Origin of the sequence: Mesorhizobium newzealandense, from assembly GCF_042682145.1 — a bacterium.
In the GTDB taxonomy this organism is placed as follows: domain Bacteria; phylum Pseudomonadota; class Alphaproteobacteria; order Rhizobiales; family Rhizobiaceae; genus Mesorhizobium; species Mesorhizobium newzealandense.
In genome coordinates this window covers 130,011-153,031 of record NZ_JBHUGZ010000005.1, presented here as the reverse complement: position 1 = coordinate 153,031, position 23,021 = coordinate 130,011, and the positions used below count along the sequence as shown (strand labels likewise).

General features: G+C 60.1%; 27 protein-coding genes and 1 pseudogene. 11 read left to right on the top strand and 17 right to left on the bottom strand.

Annotated elements, in window-relative coordinates:
* Positions 1 to 291: 291 nt before the first annotated feature.
* Positions 292 to 639 (top strand): hypothetical protein, encoded by a 348-nt coding sequence (locus ACFSOZ_RS07945; RefSeq protein ID WP_379095646.1) that lies wholly within the window; start codon positions 292 to 294, stop codon positions 637 to 639.
* A 36-nt stretch (positions 640 to 675) separates the two neighbouring features.
* On the opposite strand, the gene ACFSOZ_RS07940 is transcribed toward ACFSOZ_RS07945, so the two are convergent.
* Together ACFSOZ_RS07940 and ACFSOZ_RS07935 are read right to left on the bottom strand one after the other, a co-directional pair.
* Complete coding sequence (locus tag ACFSOZ_RS07940) at positions 676 to 912, bottom strand: hypothetical protein (RefSeq protein WP_379095644.1); 237 nt, start codon at positions 910 to 912, stop codon at positions 676 to 678.
* A gap of 128 nt (positions 913 to 1,040) precedes the next feature.
* Positions 1,041 to 1,952 (bottom strand): DUF2865 domain-containing protein, encoded by a 912-nt coding sequence (locus tag ACFSOZ_RS07935; RefSeq protein ID WP_379095641.1) that lies wholly within the window; start codon positions 1,950 to 1,952, stop codon positions 1,041 to 1,043.
* 314 nt (positions 1,953 to 2,266) lie between these two features.
* On the opposite strand from ACFSOZ_RS07935, the gene ACFSOZ_RS07930 reads away from it, so the two are divergent.
* Entirely contained in the window at positions 2,267 to 2,482 is a 216-nt protein-coding gene (locus ACFSOZ_RS07930) for a hypothetical protein (protein WP_258590263.1), read from the top strand.
* A gap of 512 nt (positions 2,483 to 2,994) precedes the next feature.
* Here ACFSOZ_RS07930 and ACFSOZ_RS07925 read toward each other — a convergent pair.
* Both ACFSOZ_RS07925 and ACFSOZ_RS07920 read right to left on the bottom strand, forming a co-directional pair.
* Positions 2,995 to 3,828: a glutathione S-transferase family protein gene (locus ACFSOZ_RS07925; protein ID WP_379095638.1), complete on the bottom strand. Its 834-nt coding sequence runs from the start codon at positions 3,826 to 3,828 to the stop codon at positions 2,995 to 2,997.
* Between the two features lie 20 nt (positions 3,829 to 3,848).
* Positions 3,849 to 4,430, bottom strand: coding sequence for a VOC family protein (locus ACFSOZ_RS07920; RefSeq protein WP_379095635.1), 582 nt, complete (start codon positions 4,428 to 4,430; stop codon positions 3,849 to 3,851).
* Positions 4,431 to 4,951: 521 nt separating this feature from the next.
* Between ACFSOZ_RS07920 and ACFSOZ_RS07915 the strand changes: the two genes are divergently transcribed.
* The 4 genes and pseudogenes from ACFSOZ_RS07915 to ACFSOZ_RS07900 all read left to right on the top strand — a co-directional run bounded on the left by ACFSOZ_RS07915 (position 4,952) and on the right by ACFSOZ_RS07900 (position 7,904).
* The gene (locus ACFSOZ_RS07915; RefSeq protein ID WP_379095632.1) at positions 4,952 to 6,043 is read left to right on the top strand and encodes a tyrosine-type recombinase/integrase; all 1,092 of its coding nucleotides are present in this window, start codon (positions 4,952 to 4,954) and stop codon (positions 6,041 to 6,043) included.
* A gap of 29 nt (positions 6,044 to 6,072) precedes the next feature.
* Complete coding sequence (locus ACFSOZ_RS07910) at positions 6,073 to 7,452, top strand: site-specific DNA-methyltransferase (protein WP_379095630.1); 1,380 nt, start codon at positions 6,073 to 6,075, stop codon at positions 7,450 to 7,452.
* A pseudogene (locus tag ACFSOZ_RS07905) lies at positions 7,440 to 7,559 on the top strand (DNA methyltransferase); the annotation flags it as partial. The gene ACFSOZ_RS07910 and the pseudogene ACFSOZ_RS07905, both read left to right, overlap by 13 nt.
* Before the next feature lie 42 nt (positions 7,560 to 7,601).
* Entirely contained in the window at positions 7,602 to 7,904 is a 303-nt protein-coding gene (locus tag ACFSOZ_RS07900) for a hypothetical protein (RefSeq protein WP_379095661.1), read from the top strand.
* 52 nt (positions 7,905 to 7,956) lie between these two features.
* On the opposite strand, the gene ACFSOZ_RS07895 is transcribed toward ACFSOZ_RS07900, so the two are convergent.
* From ACFSOZ_RS07895 to ACFSOZ_RS07885, 3 genes are all read right to left on the bottom strand, one after another.
* Positions 7,957 to 8,799 (bottom strand): thermonuclease family protein, encoded by an 843-nt coding sequence (locus tag ACFSOZ_RS07895; protein WP_379095627.1) that lies wholly within the window; start codon positions 8,797 to 8,799, stop codon positions 7,957 to 7,959.
* 188 nt (positions 8,800 to 8,987) lie between these two features.
* On the bottom strand, positions 8,988 to 9,587 hold the full coding sequence (locus ACFSOZ_RS07890) for a c-type cytochrome (RefSeq protein WP_379095624.1): 600 nt from the start codon (positions 9,585 to 9,587) through the stop codon (positions 8,988 to 8,990).
* Positions 9,588 to 9,819: 232 nt separating this feature from the next.
* Entirely contained in the window at positions 9,820 to 10,224 is a 405-nt protein-coding gene (locus tag ACFSOZ_RS07885; protein ID WP_379095621.1) for a hypothetical protein, read from the bottom strand.
* On the opposite strand from ACFSOZ_RS07885, the gene ACFSOZ_RS07880 reads away from it, so the two are divergent.
* Complete coding sequence (locus ACFSOZ_RS07880) at positions 10,196 to 10,321, top strand: YHYH domain-containing protein (RefSeq protein WP_379095618.1); 126 nt, start codon at positions 10,196 to 10,198, stop codon at positions 10,319 to 10,321. The genes ACFSOZ_RS07885 and ACFSOZ_RS07880 overlap by 29 nt on opposite strands.
* Before the next feature lie 248 nt (positions 10,322 to 10,569).
* On the opposite strand, the gene ACFSOZ_RS07875 is transcribed toward ACFSOZ_RS07880, so the two are convergent.
* The 7 genes from ACFSOZ_RS07875 to ACFSOZ_RS07845 form a co-directional block, all read right to left on the bottom strand.
* A complete protein-coding gene (locus ACFSOZ_RS07875) occupies positions 10,570 to 10,926 on the bottom strand; it encodes a hypothetical protein (RefSeq protein ID WP_379095615.1) in 357 nt (118 codons plus the stop codon).
* A 647-nt stretch (positions 10,927 to 11,573) separates the two neighbouring features.
* Complete coding sequence (locus ACFSOZ_RS07870; protein ID WP_379095612.1) at positions 11,574 to 11,873, bottom strand: DUF1236 domain-containing protein; 300 nt, start codon at positions 11,871 to 11,873, stop codon at positions 11,574 to 11,576.
* A 615-nt stretch (positions 11,874 to 12,488) separates the two neighbouring features.
* Positions 12,489 to 12,665, bottom strand: coding sequence for a hypothetical protein (locus ACFSOZ_RS07865; RefSeq protein WP_379095609.1), 177 nt, complete (start codon positions 12,663 to 12,665; stop codon positions 12,489 to 12,491).
* A gap of 18 nt (positions 12,666 to 12,683) precedes the next feature.
* The gene (locus ACFSOZ_RS07860) at positions 12,684 to 12,878 is read right to left on the bottom strand and encodes a hypothetical protein (protein ID WP_379095606.1); all 195 of its coding nucleotides are present in this window, start codon (positions 12,876 to 12,878) and stop codon (positions 12,684 to 12,686) included.
* Positions 12,879 to 13,251: 373 nt separating this feature from the next.
* The gene (locus tag ACFSOZ_RS07855; RefSeq protein ID WP_379095603.1) at positions 13,252 to 13,692 is read right to left on the bottom strand and encodes a Ros/MucR family transcriptional regulator; all 441 of its coding nucleotides are present in this window, start codon (positions 13,690 to 13,692) and stop codon (positions 13,252 to 13,254) included.
* A 154-nt stretch (positions 13,693 to 13,846) separates the two neighbouring features.
* Positions 13,847 to 15,544: a hypothetical protein gene (locus tag ACFSOZ_RS07850; protein ID WP_379095600.1), complete on the bottom strand. Its 1,698-nt coding sequence runs from the start codon at positions 15,542 to 15,544 to the stop codon at positions 13,847 to 13,849.
* A 445-nt stretch (positions 15,545 to 15,989) separates the two neighbouring features.
* Complete coding sequence (locus ACFSOZ_RS07845; protein ID WP_379095597.1) at positions 15,990 to 18,473, bottom strand: hypothetical protein; 2,484 nt, start codon at positions 18,471 to 18,473, stop codon at positions 15,990 to 15,992.
* 289 nt (positions 18,474 to 18,762) lie between these two features.
* Between ACFSOZ_RS07845 and ACFSOZ_RS07840 the strand changes: the two genes are divergently transcribed.
* Positions 18,763 to 19,164: a hypothetical protein gene (locus ACFSOZ_RS07840; RefSeq protein WP_379095594.1), complete on the top strand. Its 402-nt coding sequence runs from the start codon at positions 18,763 to 18,765 to the stop codon at positions 19,162 to 19,164.
* A 499-nt stretch (positions 19,165 to 19,663) separates the two neighbouring features.
* Positions 19,664 to 20,236: a recombinase family protein gene (locus ACFSOZ_RS07835; protein ID WP_379095590.1), complete on the top strand. Its 573-nt coding sequence runs from the start codon at positions 19,664 to 19,666 to the stop codon at positions 20,234 to 20,236.
* A 74-nt stretch (positions 20,237 to 20,310) separates the two neighbouring features.
* Here the strand turns inward: ACFSOZ_RS07835 and ACFSOZ_RS07830 are convergent, their stop codons facing one another.
* Positions 20,311 to 20,520: a hypothetical protein gene (locus ACFSOZ_RS07830; protein ID WP_379095587.1), complete on the bottom strand. Its 210-nt coding sequence runs from the start codon at positions 20,518 to 20,520 to the stop codon at positions 20,311 to 20,313.
* 396 nt (positions 20,521 to 20,916) lie between these two features.
* Here ACFSOZ_RS07830 and ACFSOZ_RS07825 point away from each other — a divergent pair, with 396 nt between their 5' ends.
* Together ACFSOZ_RS07825 and ACFSOZ_RS07820 are read left to right on the top strand one after the other, a co-directional pair.
* Entirely contained in the window at positions 20,917 to 21,234 is a 318-nt protein-coding gene (locus tag ACFSOZ_RS07825; protein WP_379095584.1) for a helix-turn-helix domain-containing protein, read from the top strand.
* A gap of 2 nt (positions 21,235 to 21,236) precedes the next feature.
* The gene (locus tag ACFSOZ_RS07820) at positions 21,237 to 21,593 is read left to right on the top strand and encodes a hypothetical protein (RefSeq protein WP_379095581.1); all 357 of its coding nucleotides are present in this window, start codon (positions 21,237 to 21,239) and stop codon (positions 21,591 to 21,593) included.
* Between the two features lie 351 nt (positions 21,594 to 21,944).
* Here the strand turns inward: ACFSOZ_RS07820 and ACFSOZ_RS07815 are convergent, their stop codons facing one another.
* Together ACFSOZ_RS07815 and ACFSOZ_RS07810 are read right to left on the bottom strand one after the other, a co-directional pair.
* Positions 21,945 to 22,283, bottom strand: a complete 339-nt coding sequence (locus tag ACFSOZ_RS07815; protein WP_379095578.1) for a hypothetical protein — start codon at positions 22,281 to 22,283, stop codon at positions 21,945 to 21,947.
* Complete coding sequence (locus tag ACFSOZ_RS07810) at positions 22,280 to 22,867, bottom strand: HGGxSTG domain-containing protein (RefSeq protein WP_379095575.1); 588 nt, start codon at positions 22,865 to 22,867, stop codon at positions 22,280 to 22,282. Before ACFSOZ_RS07810 ends, ACFSOZ_RS07815 begins: the two co-directional genes overlap by 4 nt.
* Between the last annotated feature and the right edge of the window lie 154 nt (positions 22,868 to 23,021).

The window sequence follows — 23,021 nt, the reverse complement described above, 5'->3', positions numbered from 1 at the left end:
ATCCATGTCGGCAACGGACGATGATAGATCGTCGCCATGCGCTGGCGGTTTGCGAGGCCCGCGCTTGCCGCGCGCGCCGGTTGTGTCGTCCGCTTCCGCCATGCCATCCCCACCCCGAAAACCAAGGCCGAACCCTCCTTCGCGGTCCGTCGGCGGAATGTGCCCGAGAAGCATTAACGATCCGCTAACCTTAACGGGTCGGTTATATATATCGGCCGACACAGCCCGCGCTATTCCGCCGGGTTGTCGGCGGGGTCGAAGCCGCTATATAAGTCTCAAGGGATATTGCGGATGCTTGGACGGATTTTGCCTTTTTTCATGGGGCTGGCGCTGCTTTTCGGCAGCGGCTGTTCGCGCAGCTATGACGGCACCGTCATCATCCCGAGGCCACTCGATGTCAGGCGTTTCTGGGAAAGGCCGCCACCGCATGTCGAATACAGGCAGATCGAGGACGGCGCTTTCCCGGTAGCGCCGCAGCCGCCGCAGCGATTTTCCGAGCGCAGGGTCGCAACGCATGTCGCGCCAAGAAGGCACCGGACGAGGGTCTCGACACCGCCTTCCCTGTCTGAACCAACGAAGCCGCTGACCTGCAGAAACGTCAGCGAGCCCGGCAAGAGAGCTCGCATGGTCTGCGAATAGCGATCGATCAGCACAAATCTTCCGGTGAGCTTGCCTTCAGAGCGAGGCGGCGCCCTTTTTGGGCTCCTTCGCACCGAGCTTGTCGAGTGCGAAACGCACCTGGCGCAAATCGTCCTGCCAGCCATCTTCATCGCCCATCGAGCTCTCCGAGGCAGCGCGCTGCAGCCCACGCGCCTCCGATTCAATCTCGCGCAGCTCAGCGATTTTCTGTTCGGTGGTCAGGGAGCCGTCTTCGACGATCTCCAGCACCCTCATTTCCCTGAACGTGGCCATGGCGTTTCTCCTGGCTGATGTCGATGACAACGCCGTGAGCGCCCCTCTGTTCCAGACCAGGCTAATGTTCCAGCCAGATCGGGACAGCCCCCTGCAACCAGGCTTCCGCCAATCGGCAGGGCCAGCGGTCAGTTGCCCGGGAAGAAGGCTGGGCCAACCACGCGCACCGACCGCTTGCCGGCCTCGATCGACTGGTTCTGGACGGCACCCGGGTCTTTGGCATCGGACACTGTGGCTGCCACAACGGTGCCGATGTCCGGCTTTGCCGACGGCAGAGGAATGATGGCGTTGCTCATGTCGGCGGGCGTCACCGTCCTGGCTCGCAGTTCGGCGACCCGCCGGTAATAGCGCTTGACGTCGCATGCCTTGAAATTCGCGTCATCGCGATATCTGAAGGCCGCCGGCAGCTCGGCATAGGGCTTGCGCGTATCGAGGGCGACCATCCTGTCGGTTTCGAGGCTGGCGTCGCTCAGCGTGTAGAGGTCGACACCGGGATCGTCGCAAATGTAGCGGCACTGGTCGGCCGTTTCCTTGAGGTCGCCGCCTGCAGCGAATTGCGACTTTGGCGCCGGGAAGAAATACCCGTCCGACAGGCGCACGCAGAACAGCATCGCATTGCCGCCAATCGTTGCACCTGCCGATTGAGTCGTCGGCGCGGCGCGCCGTTGTTCCTTTGCCGAAGGCGCGCAGCCAAGCGCGACGAACCGCGCCCGCAGGCCCGATGTATCCCCACCCGAATTGGCAGCAGCAGCGATCCGGCGCTGCACGTCCGCACGGCTCCTGGCGAGGTCGGCGCAGGCGTTGAAGAGGCCACCCGCGGAACTTTTCGCCTTGCACTGGCGCTGTCTCTCGAGATTCTGGATCGCGGCAAGTTGCCGGCGCAACTGGGCAAGTTCCGGGCTCGCCACGCCGCCGCGGCCGGCCGACAGCAACTGGCCTCTGATTGCGCTGCAGCTGTCCGCGTAGGACGAAAGCGTGCCGAGCAAAACCGCCGCCACCGATATCAGCGCGATCATCATGAGAGGCCAGAAACGGGTCATCGGGACGACTTGGTCCTTGTTGCGGAGAACCTGGAATTACAGTCTTTGACTTAGTCAAGCTTTGATTAAATGAGTAACATCTAATTTTCTCAAGCTTTTCAGAACGCATAGACTTTTACATAGTGTATTAGGTCGTCTACTGTAAATTCGATATTACATTTTTATTTCAAGATTGAGACGAACTCCCAGACAATCCGGCAAGGCCGGCGATCGCCGAGGGTCGGGAGCGCAATGGGGCGGAATCCGTCATTACCGCCCGCTGCTTTTGAAACCTTTGCCCGACCTTCAGCGTTAATGGCCAAAGGAGAACGCAGATGTCGATCCACTTCACGGTCTCGGACCTGACAAGAAACCTGTTTCACTCGCTTGGGCTGGATCACGAGCGCGCGCCAAGGCCTCTCAACGCCGAGCAAAGCCTGTTGCTGGAATGCTATCTGGCCGGCCATGTCCCGGAATCGGCCTGGAACGACTACGTCTTCGAGACGCCTGACCTGGCCCGGCATGCCGAGGCAAGGCGCAGTCATCACTGAGCCGGCACGGGCCGTGCGCACCACCGTGGCACGGCTTGAGCCGTTTGTTGGCTTACTTGGGGGACGCGAATTGCAACGTGAACACGTTGCCGGCGACCCCTTGCGCCAGCTCCGGTGAGAAGGTCAGGGGCAAGCATTGTTGAGTTCAGCGGCATTGGAAGGAACAGCGCCCGCCAGCATCACGCCCACAATCGCAACCTGCCTCGCAACGCTTTTCATCGCCAGCCCTCGTCTTGCTCCTGACCGACAATCCATGCGGGACTGCCGAAATGGATGGTAGGGCCAACGCTGGCGATGACAATATCTGTCGGCAGAAAATTGGCGCCAAAAAAGCGACACCCCACGAGGCTTGCGTGGCCTGATCGCGGCTCGATCACGTCCCGGCGCCAGCGCGCGAAAGTAAAAAGGCCGGCATTGCGCCGACCTTTCCTTCCACCTCGGCGCCAGTACATCCGTGGTCGCGGGGTGAATTATCGTCAGTAGACAGGGCTTTGGTTAACGAATCCTTAACCTCATGCCCTGGCCTGCGACTTCACATGGGCGATGTAGCCGCGCACGTCGCCGGCCGGCTCGCTATAGGCCTTGCCGAGCGCCTTCTCGATCGCCGCCATATACTCCTTCGCCCATTTCGGCAGAGGATAGTCGATGACCGCCAGGAACTCGAGCGTCGCCGCCAGGCGGATGTCGGCGATCGACGGGCTCTTGCCACCGATGAACGGCTTGCCGTCCCTGAAGAAGCTGTGGAAGACCTCCAGCGGCTCGGCGATCGCGGCCATCGCGGCCTTCTGGGCTTCGGACTTCTTGTCTGGGTGGGCGTCGCTGTGGCCGACCTCGCCGGCATATTGCGGAAAGCCGAGGAACGGATAGGTGGCGCGCGCCACATAGGGGTAGAGCGTACCGACCAGATAGAACATGGCGCTGTCGATCATCGCCCGCTTGGCCGGCGCTTTCGGGTAGAATTTCTCCAGCCCGTGCTTGTTGGCGAGGTATTGCATGATGGCACAGCTTTCCCACAACACGCCTCTGGGAAGGCCCTTGTCCTCGATCATTGGCGTCAAATGCGAGGGGTTTCGCGCCGTGAATTCCGGCGAGCGGGTGTGGCCCCAGGCATCGGTCTCGTCGGCACCCAGCCCGGCCGCCCGCGCGAACACCCGAACGGTCATGTTGTTGACGCTCGGCTTCAGCATGCTGAGCTTCACGCCAGGTTTCTTCGCCGGCTTCGCCTTGGCCTTCGCAGCGGGCTTGGCGGCAGCCTTGGCCGCCGGCTTTGCCGCCACTTTCGCCGCCGGCTTGGCGGCTGCCTTGGCCGCGGGTTTCTTCACGCTCTTCGTCGCTGTCTTGGCCATTTGTTCCTCCCTCTGGTTGTTCAGTATGGGTTCTTCGGTGCCCGGTCATCCGACAAGGTTGCGCGGGAACGCTCGACCAGCGCCTGGATCGCATCGGCGAGATGCACTTCGGCAATATTGTAGTCGCCGCGCGCGACACGCAGCCTGTGCGCTTCCATCAGCACGTCGGCATGGGTGAAGCCTGTCGGCGGCTCGAAGCGGTAGGAGGCGAGCTCGATCAGCAGGCCGAGCGGATCCTCGAAATAGATCGAATCCATGAAGCCGCGATCCTTGACGCCGCTGTGCTTGATGCCGCGCTCGTCGAGCCGGGTAACCGCCTGCAGGAAGGTGACGCGTGACACCGCAAAAGCGATGTGATGGACGCAACCCGGATCGGTTGGCGTGCGCCGCTTCTCCGGCGTGCGGCTCTCGTCGGTGAAGATGGTGATCAGCCGGCCGTCGCCCGGATCGAAATAGAGGTGGCTTTCCCTGGGCTTGTCGAGATTGGGCTGTTCGAAGACGAACGGCATGCCGAGCACGCCTTCCCAGAAATCGATCGATGTCTGGCGCCCGGCGCCGACCAGCGTGATGTGATGGACGCCCTGCGATTGCAGTTTCTGCATTGGCCTTCCTCCCCGCGCGGCATCAACTGCCGGTCTGGATCTGCCCGGCAGCCGGCGTTCTGCGCGCCGCTAAAGCCCGTGCCTCAGGATCCACGGCGCGATGCTAATGCAATCGGCCCCGCTGCGCCAGAAGCGGCGAATGCCGTCAGGATTGGACGATTGGTGGAGACGGAAAAGACTTGGTACGCCCAAGGGGAATCGAACCCCTGTTCCCGCCGTGAGAGGGCGCCAACTTGGACTTTCCTGCACAACGTCGCACGCTCCTACACGTTTGATTTACAATAGCATTGTGCGCTATTGTGTGTCAGCGACCATCTGCGTGTTAGCAGGTTCGTTGCAACGAAATTGGCAACGAAAACTCTGGGGTCGGAATGGCGCAGCGCCGAAGTGTTCTCTCCAGTCGGACCAGTCGGGCAGCCCTGCCCTACTCAGACGCTCCCGAATGGGAGATCATCAACCCAGGTCTGCGGCTCGGCTACCGACGGGGACGTGGCAGCTATGGGCGCGGGGGCTCATGGCTAGTGGCGTCGCGATCATCCGACGGAACCCGCATACAGGCCAAGCTCGGCCGGGCTGACGATGCTGCTGCCGCGGACGGCTCAGCGATTCTGTCGCATGAACAGGCGAAGGAAGCAGCGCGGTCCTGGCTAAGATCCCTGAAGACCGGCGGCGAGGCAGCGCCGGCCTTGACCGTCAACGATGCGCTCGACCGGTATTTCGGAGCTCGGGCCGCCGAAGGCATGAAGTCGATCGACGATGCCAAGACGCGGGCTGCCTTCCATATCCGGCCGAAACTTGGATCCGCGAAGGTCGCCGATCTCACCATTGAGAAGGTACGTGCATGGCGGGACGGCATGGTGACGGCACAGAAGCGTCTGCGGACAAAGAAATCCGCCACCAAGGCCAACACAGTCACGGTCGACCTTTCCGACCCTGAGGCGATCCGCCGTCGGCGCGACACCGCAAACCGAACGCTCACCACATTGAAGGCCGCACTCAATTGGGCATTCAACAATCGGCTCGTCACCGATGACGCAGCATGGCGATTGGTGAAGCCCTACCGCGGCACGACGGCCGCGCGCGTACGCTTCCTGTCACCGGTCGAGCAGAAGGCATTGATTGCAGCCAGCAATGGCGCCATCCGCGATCTTGTTTCAGCGGCGCTAGTGACAGGCGCCCGCTTTGGCGAGATCGCGCGGTTGCGGGTGTCCGACTATGACGCAGCCAACAAATCAGTCTTCGTCGCCGAGAGCAAAAGCGGAAAGCCGAGGCACATTCCGTTGCCTGCCGGCGGCGCCGAACTGTTCGGAAGGCTCGCCCGCGAGCGTCCCGGCAGCGATCCGCTGCTCCGACAGGAGAACGGCGCTGCCTGGGCTCCGTCGACCTACAACAGGCCGTGGAAGGCCCTGCTTGCCCAGGCGAAGCTGTCAGATGTCACGCTGCACGAGATCCGGCACACCTACGCCAGCACGATGGTCCGCAACGGCGCGCCGTTGATCGTGGTCGCCGAAGCGCTCGGGCACAGTGACACCAGGATGGCAGAGAAGCATTATGCGCACTTGGCGCCATCTTATGTCGCCGACACGATCAGGCGGCTGGCACCTGATATCTGAGGCCGTGGAAGACGACCTGATTTGGAGATTTGAAACCGACCGCAGGGTATGACACCCGTCGTAGTTTCGCCCAAAAAATGGTTAACCGCTCGTTGGGAAAGTTCAGGCAATATTTGTCCGGAGTGGGGCGAGTATTGTTGATGAAAAATCAGCTTTGGTTTGGCGACAATTTACAGATACTCCGGGAAGAGGTAAGCGACGAAAGCGTCGATCTCGTCTATCTCGATCCTCCATTCAATAGCCAGGCGAACTACAACGTCCTCTTCAAGACTCCGGATGAAGACGCAGCCAGCGCGCAAGTTGAAGCCTTCCGAGATACCTGGACCTGGGGTTCCGAGGCTAAGTGGGCATTCGACGAGATCATGCACGCTGGTGGCAGTGTTGCGTCGATTGTTCATGCCTTGCATGCGGCTCTTGGCGATAGTGACATGATGGCCTATCTCGTCATGATGGCACAGCGGCTCCATGAATTGCGCCGAGTGCTGAAGCCGACGGGCAGTCTCTATCTGCATTGTGACCCGACCGCGAGCCACTATCTGAAAATTCTCTTGGACGCGATTTTCGGTCCCACCAATTTTCTCAATGAGATCATCTGGAAGAGAACGAGCGCACACAGCAGCGCCCGACGATACGGACCGATCCATGATACCCTTTTGTTTTATTCCAAGCGGGATCCCCACCTCTGGAACCCGCAATACCAGCCGTACAGCGAGGAATACCTGGATCTTTTCTTCGACCAGGTTGACGAGGACGGGCGCCGATGGAAGCGCATGGACCTGACCGGCGCGGGGACACGGAACGGCGAAACCGGAAAGCCGTGGAGAGGGATCGATATCACCGCAAAAGGGCGGCATTGGGCATATCCGCCTTCACATCTCGATAAATTGGATCGGGCGGGGAAGATCCACTGGCCGAAGAAAGTCGACGGGATGCCCCGTTTGCGCCAATACCCAGAGGATTTGCCGGGTGTCGCAATGCAAGATATCTGGACCGACCTCAAACCGCTGCATAATCGGGCAGCCGAGCGGCTTCACTACCCCACTCAAAAGCCGGTTGCGCTCCTCAACCGAATTCTGCGCTGTTCCAGCAATCCTGGTCAGGTAATCTTGGATCCGTTCTGCGGCTGCGGTACCACTGTGGCGGCAGCGCACGCTTCCGACAGGCGCTGGATTGGTATTGACGTGGCCTATCACGCTATTCGTGTGATCGAAGATCGTCTGAAGGGTATGGGCGGAGAGGCAAGTTACGATCTTGGAGGAATTCCCCGAGATTTTGCTAGCGCGGCCCGCCTGGCCGACCGGGACAAATATCAATTTCAATGGTGGGCGAACTACCTCGTCGGCGTACAGGCCCTGAAGGAAATCCGGAAAGGCCCCGATCGAGGCATTGACGGACAATGTACTTCATGAATGGGCCGCGCGGGTGGGGACGCGTTCTCACGTCCGTCAAAGGCGGGCAACATGTCGGCGCGAAAGACGTCCGCGAGTTCAAGTCCGTCATAGATCGAGAGCGCGCTGAGATGGGTCTTTTCATTTGTTTGAGGGACCCGACTAGAGAGATGAGATCCGAGGCAGCATCGTTCGGATTTGTCGACACCGCACACGGGCACCTTCCGCGCCTGCAGATCGTGTCCATTGAGCGCTGGTTTGCCGGCGAGCGCCCCGTGATTCCATCACTAGGGCATGTTTCTCGTGAATTCTTCCATCAGTCGTCCAGGCCAGAGAAAGGCAAAAAGCAGAGGCGGCCTGATCCGGCGGCACCCGAGTTTCCGTTCAGCTTCGTCGGCGATAAGAAAGATACGGTTGTGCACTTCAACCCGACTGTTGTCCCGAAGGAAAATACGACCTCATCGCTTCTTTGATCAGACGCTACGAGGATGGACGCATGCGGATCGGATGGCTTTTTGGCCCCAATCAGCAAAGCGTCTCGCACGCCTGACCGTCGCCGTCGCGATCCAGCTTCCGACCCCACGGGCAGTTGGCGAGATACCACTGAGCCTCATCGCACGAACTGATCTGCGAGCAGGTTCGCCGCGGCTGGCACGAATAGCTTTGCGCCACCTGCCGGCGGCTGATGATGCCGAGAGGCTGGATGACCCGAGCTTGCTCGCCAGTGCGGTGCTCTGCGCGCCAATCCCAAGGCGCTTGGAACGCCCCAACCCACAGCCCGACCTTTGCCGCCTCCGCCTTCGCCTGCTGCTGAGCAAAGGCGCCATGGCTGTAGCGAGGCCAATCCATCGCCTGGCCATGCTCCACCATCCATGATGCCACGCTGGTGCCGTCGGCGCGCCGGCAATCGCCGACGAAGCGGTTATAGCGATCCCAGCTTACAAACGTGCACTGCACCGGCTTGGAGGCTGCCAGGAACTTATCCAGCGCCTCGGCAGAGCGCCGGCCGCACGGATATTCGAAGCCCTTGGCATCATCGCAGTACTGCTTGCTCTCGGGCGCGTCGATCCCGTTGAAACGGATTCGCTGCCCGTGGACCTCGATCGTGTCGCCATCAATCACGGATGCAACACCGGCAATCGCTACCGGCTTCGGCTTGATCAAATTCTGCAGATTGATTTCTGGCAGTGGTCCGCTGTTGTGCACGACGAACTGCGTGATCAAGGCGGCGGCAGCGGCGACGGTTACGAAGACCAGCCGCATAGGCTCATTGGAGCGCCGTCCTGGACGCCGTGCGGTGCGCTTCCGCTTGCGCCACCGATCAGCCTGGTCGGCACCAATATTCAGCTGCAGATGGTTTTTGCCCACGCCCCTCACTCCCCACCCGGAGAATGCTGCCAATCCGCTGTTGAGTCCATATGAGACACATGGCTACTCTAGGCCGTGAACCCATAAACGGCCAGAAATGACCGGCGAGAGGTGCCAATCGCGGTAACGCAGTGATCGCTATTTCGCCGGCTCTATTCGGTGGATCGCCGACCCCGAACTACTGATCGTCAGAGGCCGGCAAGATAGTGAGCCATGGCAGCGATGTCGTCGGCCGACAAATTGCGCACCAAGGCCGTCATGCTGGGCATGTCCGGGCGCTTGTTATCGCGAAAGTCGGAGAGGGTTTTGATCAGGTAGTCCAGCTTCTGATTTGCGACGCGCGGAATGTTGCCGACTCCGACGAAACCCTCCCGGTGGCACGAGGTGCACTTCTCCACGGCGTCGAGCGCTTGGACGCGGGTAATGCTCGCTGCGTCGGCCGGCTCGCGGTAGGCGGGCCAGGGCAGTGCGGAGAAGTAGGCCGCAAGCGCCGTCATGTCGTCGCCGGAAAGATTCTTCGCGATCGGGCCCATGAGGTCGCTGGTGCGCTGTCCATTGCGAAATTCCCGCAAATCTGACCGCAAATTTGACGTGTGCTGGCCGGCGATGATCGGCACCTTCTCAACAACCGGCAGACCATCCGCACCGTGACAGGTCGCGCAAAGCTTTACCTTGTCGGCGATCGCCGGCGGCGGTGGCGCAGCATTGTTCTGTGCCCCAGCCGGCAGCGGACCGAGAGCCACGAGAGCGGCGATCACGAACGAAGCGAGCGCGTTGCTGGAGAGCATGCGAGGCCCCCAACTTAAGCTGAACTGTGATGCTCATCTTATCACGGGATGCAACCGTGGTCGAGCGGAGCCCCGTCGCCTCCATCCGACTATGGCTGCGTTTTTATGAGTTCACGCCCGAGGCAATCCGAAAACAGCACCCGCTCGCCGTCGATCTTAATCCACATGCCTTGTCTTCCTCAGCCGCACGCCGGATCCTTCGCCATTCTCATCACCCAAAGGTGACGCGCCGTCAGTTTCGGGAGGAGCTTCGCTGCAAGCTTTCTAGGCGAATTTTTTTCGGAGCCGCGCGAGAGACCTCCTTGTCAAGCTCTTCGTCAATCGTGCCCTCCACCGGAACCACGGAAAAGCTCTTCCAGGCCAGTCGTGCCCTGAAGGTAGCGACGCCGGGGTGTAGTGACGATACAAGATGCCTGATACCGCTAAGCGGCAATTCACAAAAGGGGCCGAGGATCACTTCCGCCAGTTCTAGATCCGGTCCAAACGGTTTGAAGTAAAGGCCGCCCTCTTTGATCGCGGAATCTAGAGAGAACACAATTCGGGCCTCGCTCTCGTATTTCCAATGATCGGATTTTGTGCGCGACAGCTTTTTTCGAAGGGTATCGGATATGCGATCGATTCTTGCTTGCTTGGCCATCCTGGCCTTTGCCGTCACGGCCAATGCCCATAGCGGTGGCACAGATGCGAACGGATGTCACACCAATCACAAGACTGGCGAATATCACTGCCACTAAGGTCGCCTGAGTACTGCGACCTCCAACGTCTTGCGCCGGCCGGCTGTTTTCGTTGCTCATAGCAATTTGATCGGCTCTATCCGGCCGGCATAGTCGTTCGGCAGTGACGCCAGGGGCGGGCGGGACGCATCGGCGGGGTAGGACAGCGGCCGGTGGAAACGCGCGCTGGTGAGCTTCCACGAGTTGATAACTGGGATAAGGCGGTTTCATCAGCGCTGGCGGGAATCTTAGGCGCGCGCCGATAGCCATTACCAATCCGGATTGTCATCGAGCCAGTATGCTTGAAAACAGCCGAATTGGGTCGGAAGATCCAGTCGCCGGTTGGCATCAAATGCCATTTCAGAGAGAGTCCCGAGTGAATTGTTCTCTGCACTAGGAACGATGGTGTACCCGTCGTCCACAAACGTCAGCCGCATTTCATGGAAGTGCCTTTTGAAGCCGCTCTCAATTTGGCTCCGCGGATATCGCCGTCCGTGCATGCATTCAATCTTCAGAATATCCGAATACAGACGAGCGCTGGCCGTTCTAACTGCCTCCTCGGAAATCGCCTTGTAAGTGTCTTCGGACCAACATTGTCCGGCCGACGCTACCAGCATCGCGGCCAACGAGCCCGCCCAAAACCTCTCCACTGTGATCCCTCTCCGACCAAGTGTTACATTAGCGATAGTTAATGTAAATCGACAAATGGGCACTAACCCGCTTCCGGCAAAGATAGCTGGCGCCATCGGCCATCAAGGCGCATAGTTCGCAACGGCAGTAAGCGAGACCGGTTTGCCGTTTGTCTCCAGCATGAGGCCGCGCCTCACTGATAATTCTTTCAGCCACAGGCGAGGGCGGTGGCGGCAAAGACGCTAGCGAGATGACAGGGCGCTATGTCGGCTCGGCTTTCATCACCTTGAACCGGGAAATGCGTGAACGCCTCTGGGAGCGTGTACAGGGCCACGCAAGGCCAGCGCCAAAGGGCACATGAAGCGGCCGGCGACGCAATGGGTCAAGCCGGGGCTGGTCGGCCGCGTGAAGCATCTTCGCGGCGAGGAGGACTTGCGCCATGCTTCGCTACAGGATTTCTGGGAAGAGTAGCCATGATCGGCGCCGGCTGGACCCTGCAATCTCTACGGCAAAAGGTCGGTTACCGCGTTTTGTAACGTCGCGGCCTGTGGCAACGTCAAGACTGAACTTGAAAATCTCCGGCGGTTCCTACGGAAGAGCCCGCCGCCGATGGGGCGACGGGCCTCAAGTCGAAGCGTGCAGATCAGTTGTAGACCTTCACGATTTTATGGGTGCCTGGATCCACGAGAACGGTCCGGTTGTCGATCACGACGTACCGATATTTGACGTTGGGAACTTCGTGAAGCTCCACGGTGTCGGGCAAAGCGGTGCCGATATTGAGTTCGACGCCGGGAACCTTGACCGACGCAAGCGGCTGCTTCTTCACATATTCCTGAATGACTGTGTCCTGTTCGGGCGCAATGACGATTTCGTCAGCAGCAGCCGCGCCGACCCCGGCGAGCAGCAGAAACGCCGCAGCGGCGGCTTTGATATGGCTTCTCATGATCAATTCCTTTTCTGTGGTTTAATGCGGGCTTGGCCTGCAAAAATCGAACGTCGCGGCTTTTAGAACGTTCCTGAGTTGGGACGTCAGTCCGATTCTCGTGGGACTTAAGTCTGGTCGCTCATCCCTGACTATGCGGGCCAGCAGGCGCAGCGCAACGCGATTGGAAGCCAACGTTCGGCATGACCTTGGTCGGCCCGCGCTGCCGGAAACTTGCACACAGGCCTTCCGGCCCTGCATTTGCCCACTGCTTCCCTCGGCAGCGGGCTTTGCTTTTGGCGCTAATGAGGCTTGGCACCCAGCCCGAGATTTAGGCGGTCTAAACGCCTAGTTGGATCGTGCCGGCCTGTCTAGGCCAATCCCCTACGGCTGGTCGGAACGAACGCCAGATTGTCACGTTACAATAATGCCAGTAGAGAGGTTTCCTATGGCTGACGGTCAGGACAAAGCACCTCGCAAGCCTGACGATTCGGTCGTCCGCCGATTGGTCGCCGATTGGTCAATGAGGTCGACATTACGGAGGCGCAAGCCCGCGATCTGATTGTCGATTTGGGATACGACTGGGCATCTCTCGTTCGGGAAGCTCGCATCCTGGCTCGCAAGAAATAGTCAAAATCAGTGCCGGCCTGTCTCGCTAATAATCAATAGGCGCGGCTCTGGCGGCTCTTTGAGACGCAGCAAGGCATCGATCACCTCCAGTAGGATTGCGTCTCCCTTAAGGCCCTCTAGCGCGCGGTGCGTTGCTGCAACGGCCAAGGCTAGAGCTTCTTCTTTGGAACGATTGTCGTTCATGGCTTGAGCCTAGCACCGCTAGCGATTGCCTGAAAGCGCCTGCTTCAAGTCATCAATGCGGGTAATGCCGGACGTGAAAAGCGTCATGATGCGGGTAGCGAGATTCTCGCGATCTAGGCTATCCGCCGGGATGCCGTGGGATTGGCAATGTTCTTCCAAAATGGTGGTCAGCATCGCCAGTTGGTCTGGTTCGACAACGCCGTGGCCGTCCATGGGCCCGCTCTCCCTCGAATACGAAAACATGAAAATAATGCGAGCCAAAAAAGCTCGCAAGGGCTCGTACGAATCCGTACAAATCAGGAGAAGGGATCGTCTGGCTATGCATGAGTGTCTGGCGGTAAGCGGCTCCGACTTTTGGGCGGGGGGCGCTTGGGGTGCCGGAGCCGGCTGCGAGGTCTGTAGGAGTTAGGCCACGCTGGTCCAAGATAGGACAAAGCGGATTAACGATTCATTAATCACGCGGATCCGCAGCCTCACACATTACCGACCAGTTTCAGCAGGTGATAGACCGCGATGCCGACCAAATACAGCGACAGCGCAATGAAGGCTACCCGCCGGAGGCCGGGGAAGCGCGTCATGGCGATTGTTACGCCTTCGCCTTGCGCTTCGCTGGCGCCTTCTTGGCGGGTGCGTCAGGAGTAGCTTTGCGGCCGAGGCCAGATGCCTTCGCTAATTCCGAGCGTTGTGTCGCATAGTTTGGCGCGACCATCGGATAATCGTGCGCCAAGCCCCACTTCGCTCTGTATTCATCGGGAGTCATCCCCAAAATAGCCAGATGCCGCCTCAGCGATTTGAACTTCTTGCCGTCATCGAGGCAGATGATGAAGTCTGGCGTCACCGATTTCTTCGGACTCACCGCCGGCGTGAGCGCTGCCGAATGTTCGATTGCTGGCTGGCCCACTTGAGCTAATGCCGAGTTCACGCTGGCGATCAGCTCGGGCAGCGCAGTAACGGGCAACGGGTTGTTGCTCACATATGCTGAAACAATATCGGCAGTCAGTTCGATCAAGTCAGTTTCGTTTGACAAAACGCGTGTCCTCCAAGGTTATGGTCCACTCCATATTGTGGATTGATTGAGAGAGCAACTGAACGTTGCCATATACCGCGTTTGTCTCGTAGGGCGAGATTCCACAGCGGTTGCCCAACCTCTGCATGGAACACGTCCCGTCGTGCCGGCTCGATTAAGCGGAACCGCCGCCGATCGTGTTGCCCGTGCCTATATTCACGTTCGGCGTAGTCACGTTTGAATAAGAGTTTGACTGGACGTTCCAGTTGTTCGATCCAGCTTGCAGCGCGTTGCCATAGTTGAGGCTGGCGTAAATGTTTCCGGTGATGTTGCTGGGGAAGCCGGACGTGTTCGCATTCACGTTAACGCCGATGTTACCCTTAGTGCCAGTAGGGTTAAAAAACGTATTGCCAATAATGCTGCAGTAGCGGGCGGCGTCGATGCTCACGCCAATATGCGTTGGGGGGACCACAAAATAATTATTGCTAACCCACACGCCGACTATATTGGCGAGGCAATCGATCTGGTTAAAATTTGTATTGAACTGGCTGTTCGAAACCATAAGTTGCGCCGTGCCGGTGCTTGAAAAGGCAGCCGGAAGTGATACACCGATATTGCCGCCCGTGAAATTGCACTGGTTAATCGTGACGCCCTGTAGCCAAGCACCGTAGGTGAAGCCGATGTCGCAGCCGATAAACCTGCATTTTGACAGATCGGCGACGATTGGCACATGGCTGGCATCGCCCTGGATAATGACGCCGCGAGGGCTGTAAGATCCCCCGAACACGTCGATGTCGTCCAGGCTGACGAACGACAGCCCGAAAAGGTTCATCCCGTAAACGAAACCTGTGGTGTACGGATACGCACCGGAGCCGGTGAAAGAAAGCCGCCGGAAACTCGACGACATGCTGCTTCCCGACGTGCCGGCAGCGTTGACGGTTAGCGCCGTCTTCGTCCCGGTCATCGCGACAGCGGACTTGAACGAGATGTCGGACATGTCGATTACTTGCTCATTCACCAATGAGATCGACAGCCCCTGAGTGTTGTTCACCCATACAAGCTCGGTCGCATCCTTGCCCGCACCGCGGATCGTGACGCCTTTCCGGGTGACGCATGTGAGACTTAGTGCGCTTTCTGCATAAAATTTGCCCGCGGGCAAAATCAGTTCGCCGCCGCTCGCAAGCGCGGCGATGGCGTTCGTCAGGATGGTGGTGTCGTTGGTGTTGGAGACGCCGAGCAGCCCGAAATCGGAAAGATGCATACTGTCGCGCAGCCGGGCGATGGCGAACCTCGTGACCGTGTTCGCCGCGCTGTGCTTGTACCTGAGCTTGGCGATATCGATGCCGCTCGCCGCGGTGCCTGGAGTGGCGACCTTGGCATCCGTCACCGAACCGTCGGTGAGCGTGCCGGCCGGACCCGTCGGCCCCGTGGCGCCGGTGCTGCCGATTGGGCCAGTTGAGCCTGTAGGGCCGCCTGGCGCTCCCGATGCGCCCGCCGGGCCGGTTGAGCCGGTCGGCCCCGTGGGGCCTGTTGGGCCGCCTGCCGGTCCTGTGGCGCCAATTGGCCCGGTGGCGCCGGTCGGGCCGGTTGCGCCTACGCCGGTCGGCCCGATCGGGCCTGTGGGGCCGGTTGCGCCCTCGCCGCGCAGCAGCGCCAGGACGGAGGGTGAAAGGCTGTCGACCGTGACCTTCTGGTTTGGCAGCGCGCCATCGGAGCGCCGTACGTCCTTCAGGGCGTCGATAATCGCGCCGTCGGAAGTCGCCAGTTTGTGCAGATCGTTGTCCAGTTGACCCCCCGGAAAGGGGAACCCCTGCTGTTCTTGCTGAAAGCCAGTATAGCTGTAGTCGATGACGGGAACTTCGGGATTTGCCACGTTGATGCACCAGCACGTCGCTTCCAAATAGCATCGCGGTGCTGGAGCCATGCTCCGCACAAAACGCTTGATATGCCTGATTGGAAGTCCGTTGACGTTGGCTTCGGAGGGTTTCCGAAGCGGCTTAGTGCAGTTGCCCGAGTTCTGCGCGGTTCCGACGAGCTCACTTTAACAGTATTGTTCCGGTGTGCCTAGAGCAGAGACCGTCTGTAACTAAGCGGTGTCGTTCGACATACAGAAAAAACTCTGTTAGTGTGGCTCATGGGGATTGTCGGAACGCTCATCGTCCTTTTGGTCATCGCCAACAGCCCAATTATTTTGCTGGCACTGTTTGGCCTTGTTAACAGGTTGCTAGTAGCGGTCATCTTTTGGCCGGTTTACTCCCTCTTTTTGGCAGTGAAATTCGTCGCCAACGCTGTACGGTCTATGGTAAGCCGCGATGGCGCTAACGCTGCCCCGCCGGATCGAAAATAGTCCCACCGCTCTCAAGCGCCGTCCGGCGCATCGCATCCGGGATGGTGGACCGCGGGCCGCGCGCTACGGCTTCTTTGATCTGCTGGACTGAATCAGGGGCGATGAACATTTTAGCGAGGGATTCGATGTTGCCGCGCAGCGACGCGCGCGTCGTGGCGTCACCCGCTTTCTTCACCAGGCCCAAGCCGGCGCTTGATACCAAGTCCCCGAGCGCGGTTTTAAGAGAACTGGCGCCAAGCGAGCTCTTCACGGCCTCGTTGAAAGCCGTGAGGCTGCCGACCGCTTGGCGGTAGCCGGTGGCGTGCAGAATGGGCAGAAGATCGTCCATCGACATGCCAGCCTGTGGTGCCGCTTCGCGCAACACGGCATCGAGGACGGCCCGGCGCGTGTCGTTGCCCGCCACATCCTGGTAAAACTTAATGCCCAAGCGACTGCGATCGGCGCCCTGCGTCTCTGTCGCCGCCTTGGTGTGGCGGTCGGCGAGGTTCTGGCGAACCAACGCGGCTGTCGTCGCCGGATCTTCGGCGGTGAGGCGTTTTGCCGCATCGGCGGCTTCACCGGCCGAACCCGTGAGTGGGTCGTGCGGCAACAGTGCGTTGCCGGCGCCGGTGGTGTCCGTGGCGGCGGCCACCTTGCCGACCGGACCTTGCTCCAGCGGGTTCAGCGTCGAGCGGCGCAGGGCTTCCTGTTCGGCCAGCGCCTGCGCATATTCCGGCGATGCCGTGGTGGCCGCATTGCGCGCGTCCGACGCGGCGGCGCGGCTACGGCCCGCCAGTTCAGGGCCATAGAGCGGGTTGGCCACGTTCGCGAGAGCTTCGCCACGGGCGTTCAAATCCTTCGTCACGGCGTCGATGACGCCGATCGCGTTGTCCGGCAGACCGGCGTATTCCGGCGCGAGCTCGGCATTGCCGCGCAGTCGCGCCAGCCCGGCTTGGAAGCGCGGGTCGGCGGCTATCGGGGCGAATTGCGCCTGCGGCACGACTTGCGGCGGTGTGGGGCCGGCGGAGCCGACAGGACCGGTAGCATCGTAGAGCGGGCGCGTCTGTGCGTTGATGCCCTGACGGGTCTGGTCGATCACATTGCCAGCAGCTTCCGCAGCGCGCGGGCCAAGCGTAGACGGCTGGGCGCTCTGCGGGGCGATCTGGTCCAGCATGTTGCCAACGGCGGTGTCGACCTGGCCGGGGCGCTGCGTGAAGAACGGGGCGGTTTTCGTCCGGCCCTCCACGCTGCCCTCTATCACGCGCAGCAGATCGGGCAACGCACTAGCGCCACCTTGAACCTGCGCTATAGCCTCGGGTCCAGCCAAGGCGATACCGGTTTTGTTGGCGTCCTGGAGGGATTGCGCTTTCTGCCAGTCGGCATCAGTCATCCCGTTAGTCGCACGCCGAATATAACTCTCGGGTGCTGAATACGAGCGGGCAACGGCAGTGCCCGCGTTGCCGAAGGCAGCGCCAAGAAAACGCATCAACCCTTCATAGGGCGTGCCTTCCGTCGCCTGGCCCGCGGCTTCAGAGGCGACGGCAGGCGCAATGACGTCGCCCACGATCTTACCGGTATTGCCGGCCATGCCGCCTGGTGCGGTGAACTCGCCGATCGTCCCGCCGTACTCGCCTGCCGTGGTGCGGGGCGCATACAGATTTTCGTCCATCTTCGACCGGATAGCGTCTTGGCCGTCAAACATGCGCTGAAGAAACCCGCCCAGATAAGAATTCTTGTCATCGGCCTCCCGCTGCGCCTTCTCTTCCGGCGTTACGGCGTCGTAGCCGAACAGCGCCCGGATCGGGTCTTCGACCTTGTCCTGGAGGTACTCGCCGCCTTGCTTCACGACGCGTGCCGCGGTGACGGGCAGCATGCCCATCTCAACAGCGCCGCGCGGCACACCGGCTGCCAGTGAATAGGCGAAGTCCTTGACGGACGACGGCTGATCAGCGGGCTGCGCAGTTGGACCGCCGAACGTCTCGCGCATCGCCTTCGCCATCACGTCGTCCGGCGTACCGTCGGGAAGGTCCGGTGCTTTGACTTGCGTTGCGCCGGGCTGGACGATCTTGAAGCCCGGCGGTAGATCGTTTGCCGCTTGTGGCGCTGGAGCGGCATATTTCGTCCACGGTCCATCCCCTGAAGGCGAAGCCACGATGTGAAAACCAGCCGGTACATCGTTTCCCTGTGCCTTCGCGTCGGGGAAGGCTGCCCAAGGATCGCTTGCTGCCGGTGCCGAGTTGGCAGGGACGCCGGGGAACCGCGGCAGCCGATCGCCCTTTGCAGCTGGCGCATCGAACTGGTCGAACACGTTTGCGGCGGGCTTGGCGTCGGGGAGTGCTGCCCAAGGATCTGCAGCCGGCGCAGGGTCAACAGGCAAACCGTCGAAGCGCGGCGTCGCGGCAGACCCAGGCTGCACGACACGAAAGCCGGGCGGGATATCGGCGGCTTGGTATTTTTCCCAAGGCTTGCCTGGCATCGGAACCTCCGTCCATTCGAACCATCAACGCGCGCGAGCGGTGCCCAGCGACAAATGCGATCAGGGTGGTTCGGTTGAGGATACGGGCGAGCCCGCGGCGGTGCGGCTTGCCCGAGGTCCGCGAGTGTTCCGGCAAATCAACAATATCACACCAGTGGCGGCCGTGGAACGGTTCCATTCTACTTTGTGCCGCCTTCGCTAGACTGAATCCATTCGCCAACCGTCTCGGCTTGCAAGACAAATTCGAATGTGCTTGATCTACTCCGCGCCTTGGGGAGGGGCTTGGGGGATGGCGAAATTTAGAAACGCGGCACTCGGTGCCGCGATATTGCTTTGCGGGTGTGCAACACCACCGGACAAAATTCAGGCGAGCTATGTATCGCCAATTTTGTATCAAAATCTCACGTGCGAACAGCTGGCTCTGGAGGCAACAAACGTATCCAGGAGAGCTTCTGAAGCCGCGGGAATTCAAAACCACAAGGCCGGCCAGGATGCTGCAGTAGTTGCGGTTGGCGTGATTGTCTTTTGGCCCGTGCTTTTCTTCGCCAACGGGGACGGCACCTCGGCCGCTGAGGTCGCTCGGCTCAAGGGCGAGATGCAGGCGATCGAAGACGCATCGACCGCGAAGAGCTGCGGGATCGTGTTCCAAAAGCCTCCTCCACCGGCACCCAAGAAAAAGAACTATCCCTGAGAGCGGGGCTGATGCTGGTGAGCGCCCGCCTTGGGCGTCAGCGTAATGTGCTCGTCAGCGAACGGGCGATGAAGCCGTCTGCATTTGCGTCGGTCCAGTTGGTCCGATGCTGACGTTACGGCGGAGGTCTGCGCGGAAAAATCGGTCATTTCGAGGGGCTTTTGGCGGGGTTGCGGTTCAAAAGTTTGGCGGGACGGCAAATTTTTACGACGGTCCGCCGGGGTTTCGGCCGCACGATTGGGACTATGCCGCGGGGTGGCACCCGGTCCGGCCGGCAGGTGGCTGCCACCGTGGCGACCTGGCGCGCCCAGCAGCGCAGCGCTCTGCAACAACGCGACACGTAGTCAAAGGCAATCGCACTGGATGACATTCGCGCCCTGCCAGAGATCGGCAGGACCTCCGTACACAAAGTACACTTTCTGGACACCACACTATTGACTGTACACTTAGCGTCCACTATCCATATGGTCACAACTCTCTGAGAGATAAGGGTACAGCAATGGACGGCAAGGTTGTTGGGTACGCGCGTGTTAGTTCGATCGGGCAAGACCACGAGATGCAGATCGAGAGACTGAAGGCTTCAGGCGCAACCAAGGTGTTCAGCGAAAAGCAGTCCGGTCTAGATCGTGAGCGGCCGGAACTAACCAGGTGCCTTGAATACGTTCGCGAGGGCGACACCCTGCTCGTGACAAAGCTCGATCGCCTGGCGAGATCGGCTGCGCACCTTCACGCTGTTGTCGAAGGGCTGAATGCCAAGGGCGTCGGCTTTAGGGTGCTCGACGATCCTTCACTCGACACGACCACCCGAACGGGGAAACTGGTATTCGGCATTCTCGCCAGCATCGCCGAGTTTGAGACCGCGCTTCGCAAGGAGCGGCAGATGGAAGGCATCGCCAAGGCCAAGGCTGAAGGCAGGACCGGAGGTCGCCCCGCGCTTGTAACGCCCGGCGTCAAGGCCGAGATCGCCAGGCTGAGCGCTGGAGGGATGAGCATTCGGAAGGTTGCTGCCCAGGTCGGCTTCAGCAAAGCCACAATTCAGAAGGCCTTAGCGGCCGCCGCAGATAGAACCTGAACAGCCCTAGTGGGTGCAACGAAAAAGGGCGCCGCGTTGGCGCCCTTGCTGTTCCTGTGCGCTGTCGCAAAGCTTCAGTTGGCCGCACGCCGATTTGCGTTCCATTCGTCGCACATCGCTTTCATCCTTTCGGCTACGGCGATCGGCACGAGTCCGTCGACAGTCACGCGGCCTATTTCTCGCGTGTAGTTGCGCATGATTGGATCGGCCCAATCAAGGATTTCAAACGAAGCTTCGTCGCTGACGATGGGCTTTTGGGTTGCGAAAGAGATTACGTTCGACATGTGCAGAGCCTCGCTAAAGGAGTTGATCCAGGGTTTAGCGAACCGTGCACGACGGTTCCGCGCGGTTTTAGGCGCTTGCGCGCCCTGGACATGCCGTGCGGACCCTGGACCAATTCTTCGAGCGGGTGAAAGCCTATCGGGTGCTTCCGAGCCGCGTGCAATCGGGTCGCTAAACCCAAGCCAAGTTAATTGCAATTCCAAACATTAGTCAAGGTTAATTTCTGACATCGGCCTTATAGGCGATAATATATTGATAAATAATCGACAATCGACAAACAACCTACAAACTATCAACACCAGATCAACAGATCTGTACTCAAAAATATCACGATAATATCCGCTTGACATCCCAATGTATCCGCAACATCTTTTTATCTAGTGTCGGAAAGGGACAAAATGCCAACAGTGAGCAGTCTTTTGACCCAAGAAGAGGTCGCCGAGCGTCTGCGCTGCTCGGTGTCCAAGGTGAAACGTCTTCGGGTGACCGGCGCGTTGGCCTATCTCCCCGGCCGGCCGGTGATGATCGAGGAAGCCGACTTGGAAGAGTATTTGGAAAGGCTAAAGCGCAAGGCGAAGCCGCCGATCGCCGCGAGCCCGAAAAAGAGTGCCGAGCCGAAGCTCGAGGATCCTGGCGTGCTCGCTAGGCGTATCTTCCTAGCGCGCCAGAATTCACAGTTCGAAAGGGACCGGCGAGCGAAGGAAAAAGGAAAATAGCGATGCACCGCGACGGATACGCCCTCGACCAACTTGGCGCGGCTCATTGGTCGTGGCTCCATCCCGATCAGGTTCCGGACGCTGATGAGACCATGCTTTTGATGCAGACGGTCGTCCCGCTGGACGAGTTACCCGATTGGCACGCTTGGTGCCGGACACTTAGAACGGAGCGTGCGGGCGAGCCAGGCATGAACTATGTCGAAATCTGGAGCGTGCCGGTTCTGAACGGGCGAAGCCGCCGTTACTCGTCGGACCTCCAAGTTCTGCACGTGCAATTGCCTGCCTCGCTAACCTTGGAGGCTGTCAATGCACATCGGCGAAAAAGGGGGCTGGCAGAAATCGACCCGGATTCCATCTAACAGCCGACTGAGCGGATGGCGCACGGCGCTACAGCACTTGACATTGGCGCCAGGCGGAACTTGAATTCGGTGCAGGGAGGCAATGGTGGCAGAGATCGTGATAGCGACATCGCTGGCCGTGATCGCGCTGTTTTCCGTGCTCTGCGTACTAGCGTTCTTTGGGCTCGCTACTTCGGCTCATCACCCTTCTTTCAATGAGTCGGAAGCTCAAAAAGATGAAGCGGCCCGGAGATTGGCCGCGGCATTGGAACCAGTCATAAGACAGGCCGTTCGCGAGGCCACTCAGAACCCAGTTCGCAGCACAGGCCCCTCTATGGGATACGGGCTATAGCGCCAACTCGAAGGCGCCACTTAATCGAACGCGCTCGCCCTGTCGTCCGCAGCATCCTGTACAGACTCCACAGCCTCGCGAGCGGCATGCTTCAGCCGATCGATCGCCGCCTGAAGCTCGTCACCTGTCATCTCGCTCGGATCCTTGTCTTTCTTGCCGCCCGATGACTTGTCGACCAATACCCCGTTTGCGCGAAGCAATGCGACGCCTGCAGTTGCGACCGCTGGCGGCGGGGATTTCTCGTCCTTGCACACACGGATCAGACCGTTAACCGCCGCCTCCAGCCCCTCGGTTCGCAATCTCCTGTCGACGCGTTCGAACAGTTGCTCCGGCGTTTCGTTCTCGTTTTTCGTGCTCATCCGAAGGCTCCTGGATCGTTGGTCTGTTTCTTGGCAATGGCGCGAGCGAGCTCGGCCTTTCGATCGGCGAGCAGCCTTTCCAATTCTGCCTGCTCATCGCTCGGTGCCGTCTCTGGCCGTGACTCCGACAGCATCTTGCGGACGCTCGCAGCCTGCTGGCGCTCGGCCTTGGCGCGGTCTCGCACCGCGGCGGGTCCGGGTTTATGAGTACGTCGCCAGGCGTCATATCGTTGGCGTTGCTCTGGTGTAAAGGCGGCGATCCTCTTAGCTCGTTTCGCCGCGGCGCGATCCAGCGCGTTCAGCTTCTTATTGAGTTTGGTCATTGCGCCTGGCGCTTTGCCGTCGGGCCATACGGGCAGATGGTACCCGTCGCCTTTGGGCGTCCTTCCACCGTGGCAGCGACATCGCCCATTCCCCATGGCGAGATTTTGACAAGGCTCCCCGTCGCGCTTCCGGGCAGCGCCGCATCGGGGCTGCAAATGCCGGATGCTGTTCCATCGCATGATCGAAGCGCGGCCGACGGCGATCTGCGCCGCGCTGCCTCGCCATCCACCCGGCCGCTCGGGCGTGCCGGCGCGCTTCACGGCCGATCTCCAGTTACGCACTGATGAGGTATCGAGCGAACCGCCCTGTCAGAGACGCTAAGCCTTACGCCACCGACAAATTGTCCACCTCGAACCACTGCGGCAAACGCGGCTTGTGCGCGCGTAAGAGACATACCGATATCCAGATAGTGGA

What these genes read in the sequence shown, in the direction of transcription:
- ACFSOZ_RS07930 (WP_258590263.1), top strand. Translation starts at nt 2,267, where the DNA reads ATGTCGATCCACTTCACGGTCTCGGACCTGACAAGAAACCTGTTTCAC.
- ACFSOZ_RS07830 (WP_379095587.1), bottom strand. Translation starts at nt 20,520, where the DNA reads ATGTCGAACGTAATCTCTTTCGCAACCCAAAAGCCCATCGTCAGCGAC.
- ACFSOZ_RS07865 (WP_379095609.1), bottom strand. Translation starts at nt 12,665, where the DNA reads ATGAACGACAATCGTTCCAAAGAAGAAGCTCTAGCCTTGGCCGTTGCA.
- ACFSOZ_RS07945 (WP_379095646.1), top strand. Translation starts at nt 292, where the DNA reads ATGCTTGGACGGATTTTGCCTTTTTTCATGGGGCTGGCGCTGCTTTTC.
- ACFSOZ_RS07825 (WP_379095584.1), top strand. Translation starts at nt 20,917, where the DNA reads ATGCCAACAGTGAGCAGTCTTTTGACCCAAGAAGAGGTCGCCGAGCGT.
- ACFSOZ_RS07840 (WP_379095594.1), top strand. Translation starts at nt 18,763, where the DNA reads ATGGCGAAATTTAGAAACGCGGCACTCGGTGCCGCGATATTGCTTTGC.
- ACFSOZ_RS07845 (WP_379095597.1), bottom strand. Translation starts at nt 18,473, where the DNA reads ATGCCAGGCAAGCCTTGGGAAAAATACCAAGCCGCCGATATCCCGCCC.
- ACFSOZ_RS07935 (WP_379095641.1), bottom strand. Translation starts at nt 1,952, where the DNA reads ATGACCCGTTTCTGGCCTCTCATGATGATCGCGCTGATATCGGTGGCG.
- ACFSOZ_RS07815 (WP_379095578.1), bottom strand. Translation starts at nt 22,283, where the DNA reads ATGAGCACGAAAAACGAGAACGAAACGCCGGAGCAACTGTTCGAACGC.
- ACFSOZ_RS07940 (WP_379095644.1), bottom strand. Translation starts at nt 912, where the DNA reads ATGGCCACGTTCAGGGAAATGAGGGTGCTGGAGATCGTCGAAGACGGC.
- ACFSOZ_RS07885 (WP_379095621.1), bottom strand. Translation starts at nt 10,224, where the DNA reads ATGGCCAAGCAAGCAAGAATCGATCGCATATCCGATACCCTTCGAAAA.
- ACFSOZ_RS07920 (WP_379095635.1), bottom strand. Translation starts at nt 4,430, where the DNA reads ATGCAGAAACTGCAATCGCAGGGCGTCCATCACATCACGCTGGTCGGC.
- ACFSOZ_RS07925 (WP_379095638.1), bottom strand. Translation starts at nt 3,828, where the DNA reads ATGGCCAAGACAGCGACGAAGAGCGTGAAGAAACCCGCGGCCAAGGCA.
- ACFSOZ_RS07890 (WP_379095624.1), bottom strand. Translation starts at nt 9,587, where the DNA reads ATGCTCTCCAGCAACGCGCTCGCTTCGTTCGTGATCGCCGCTCTCGTG.
- ACFSOZ_RS07870 (WP_379095612.1), bottom strand. Translation starts at nt 11,873, where the DNA reads ATGAGAAGCCATATCAAAGCCGCCGCTGCGGCGTTTCTGCTGCTCGCC.
- ACFSOZ_RS07900 (WP_379095661.1), top strand. Translation starts at nt 7,602, where the DNA reads ATGAGATCCGAGGCAGCATCGTTCGGATTTGTCGACACCGCACACGGG.
- ACFSOZ_RS07835 (WP_379095590.1), top strand. Translation starts at nt 19,664, where the DNA reads ATGGACGGCAAGGTTGTTGGGTACGCGCGTGTTAGTTCGATCGGGCAA.
- ACFSOZ_RS07860 (WP_379095606.1), bottom strand. Translation starts at nt 12,878, where the DNA reads ATGGACGGCCACGGCGTTGTCGAACCAGACCAACTGGCGATGCTGACC.
- ACFSOZ_RS07880 (WP_379095618.1), top strand. Translation starts at nt 10,196, where the DNA reads ATGCGATCGATTCTTGCTTGCTTGGCCATCCTGGCCTTTGCCGTCACG.
- ACFSOZ_RS07820 (WP_379095581.1), top strand. Translation starts at nt 21,237, where the DNA reads ATGCACCGCGACGGATACGCCCTCGACCAACTTGGCGCGGCTCATTGG.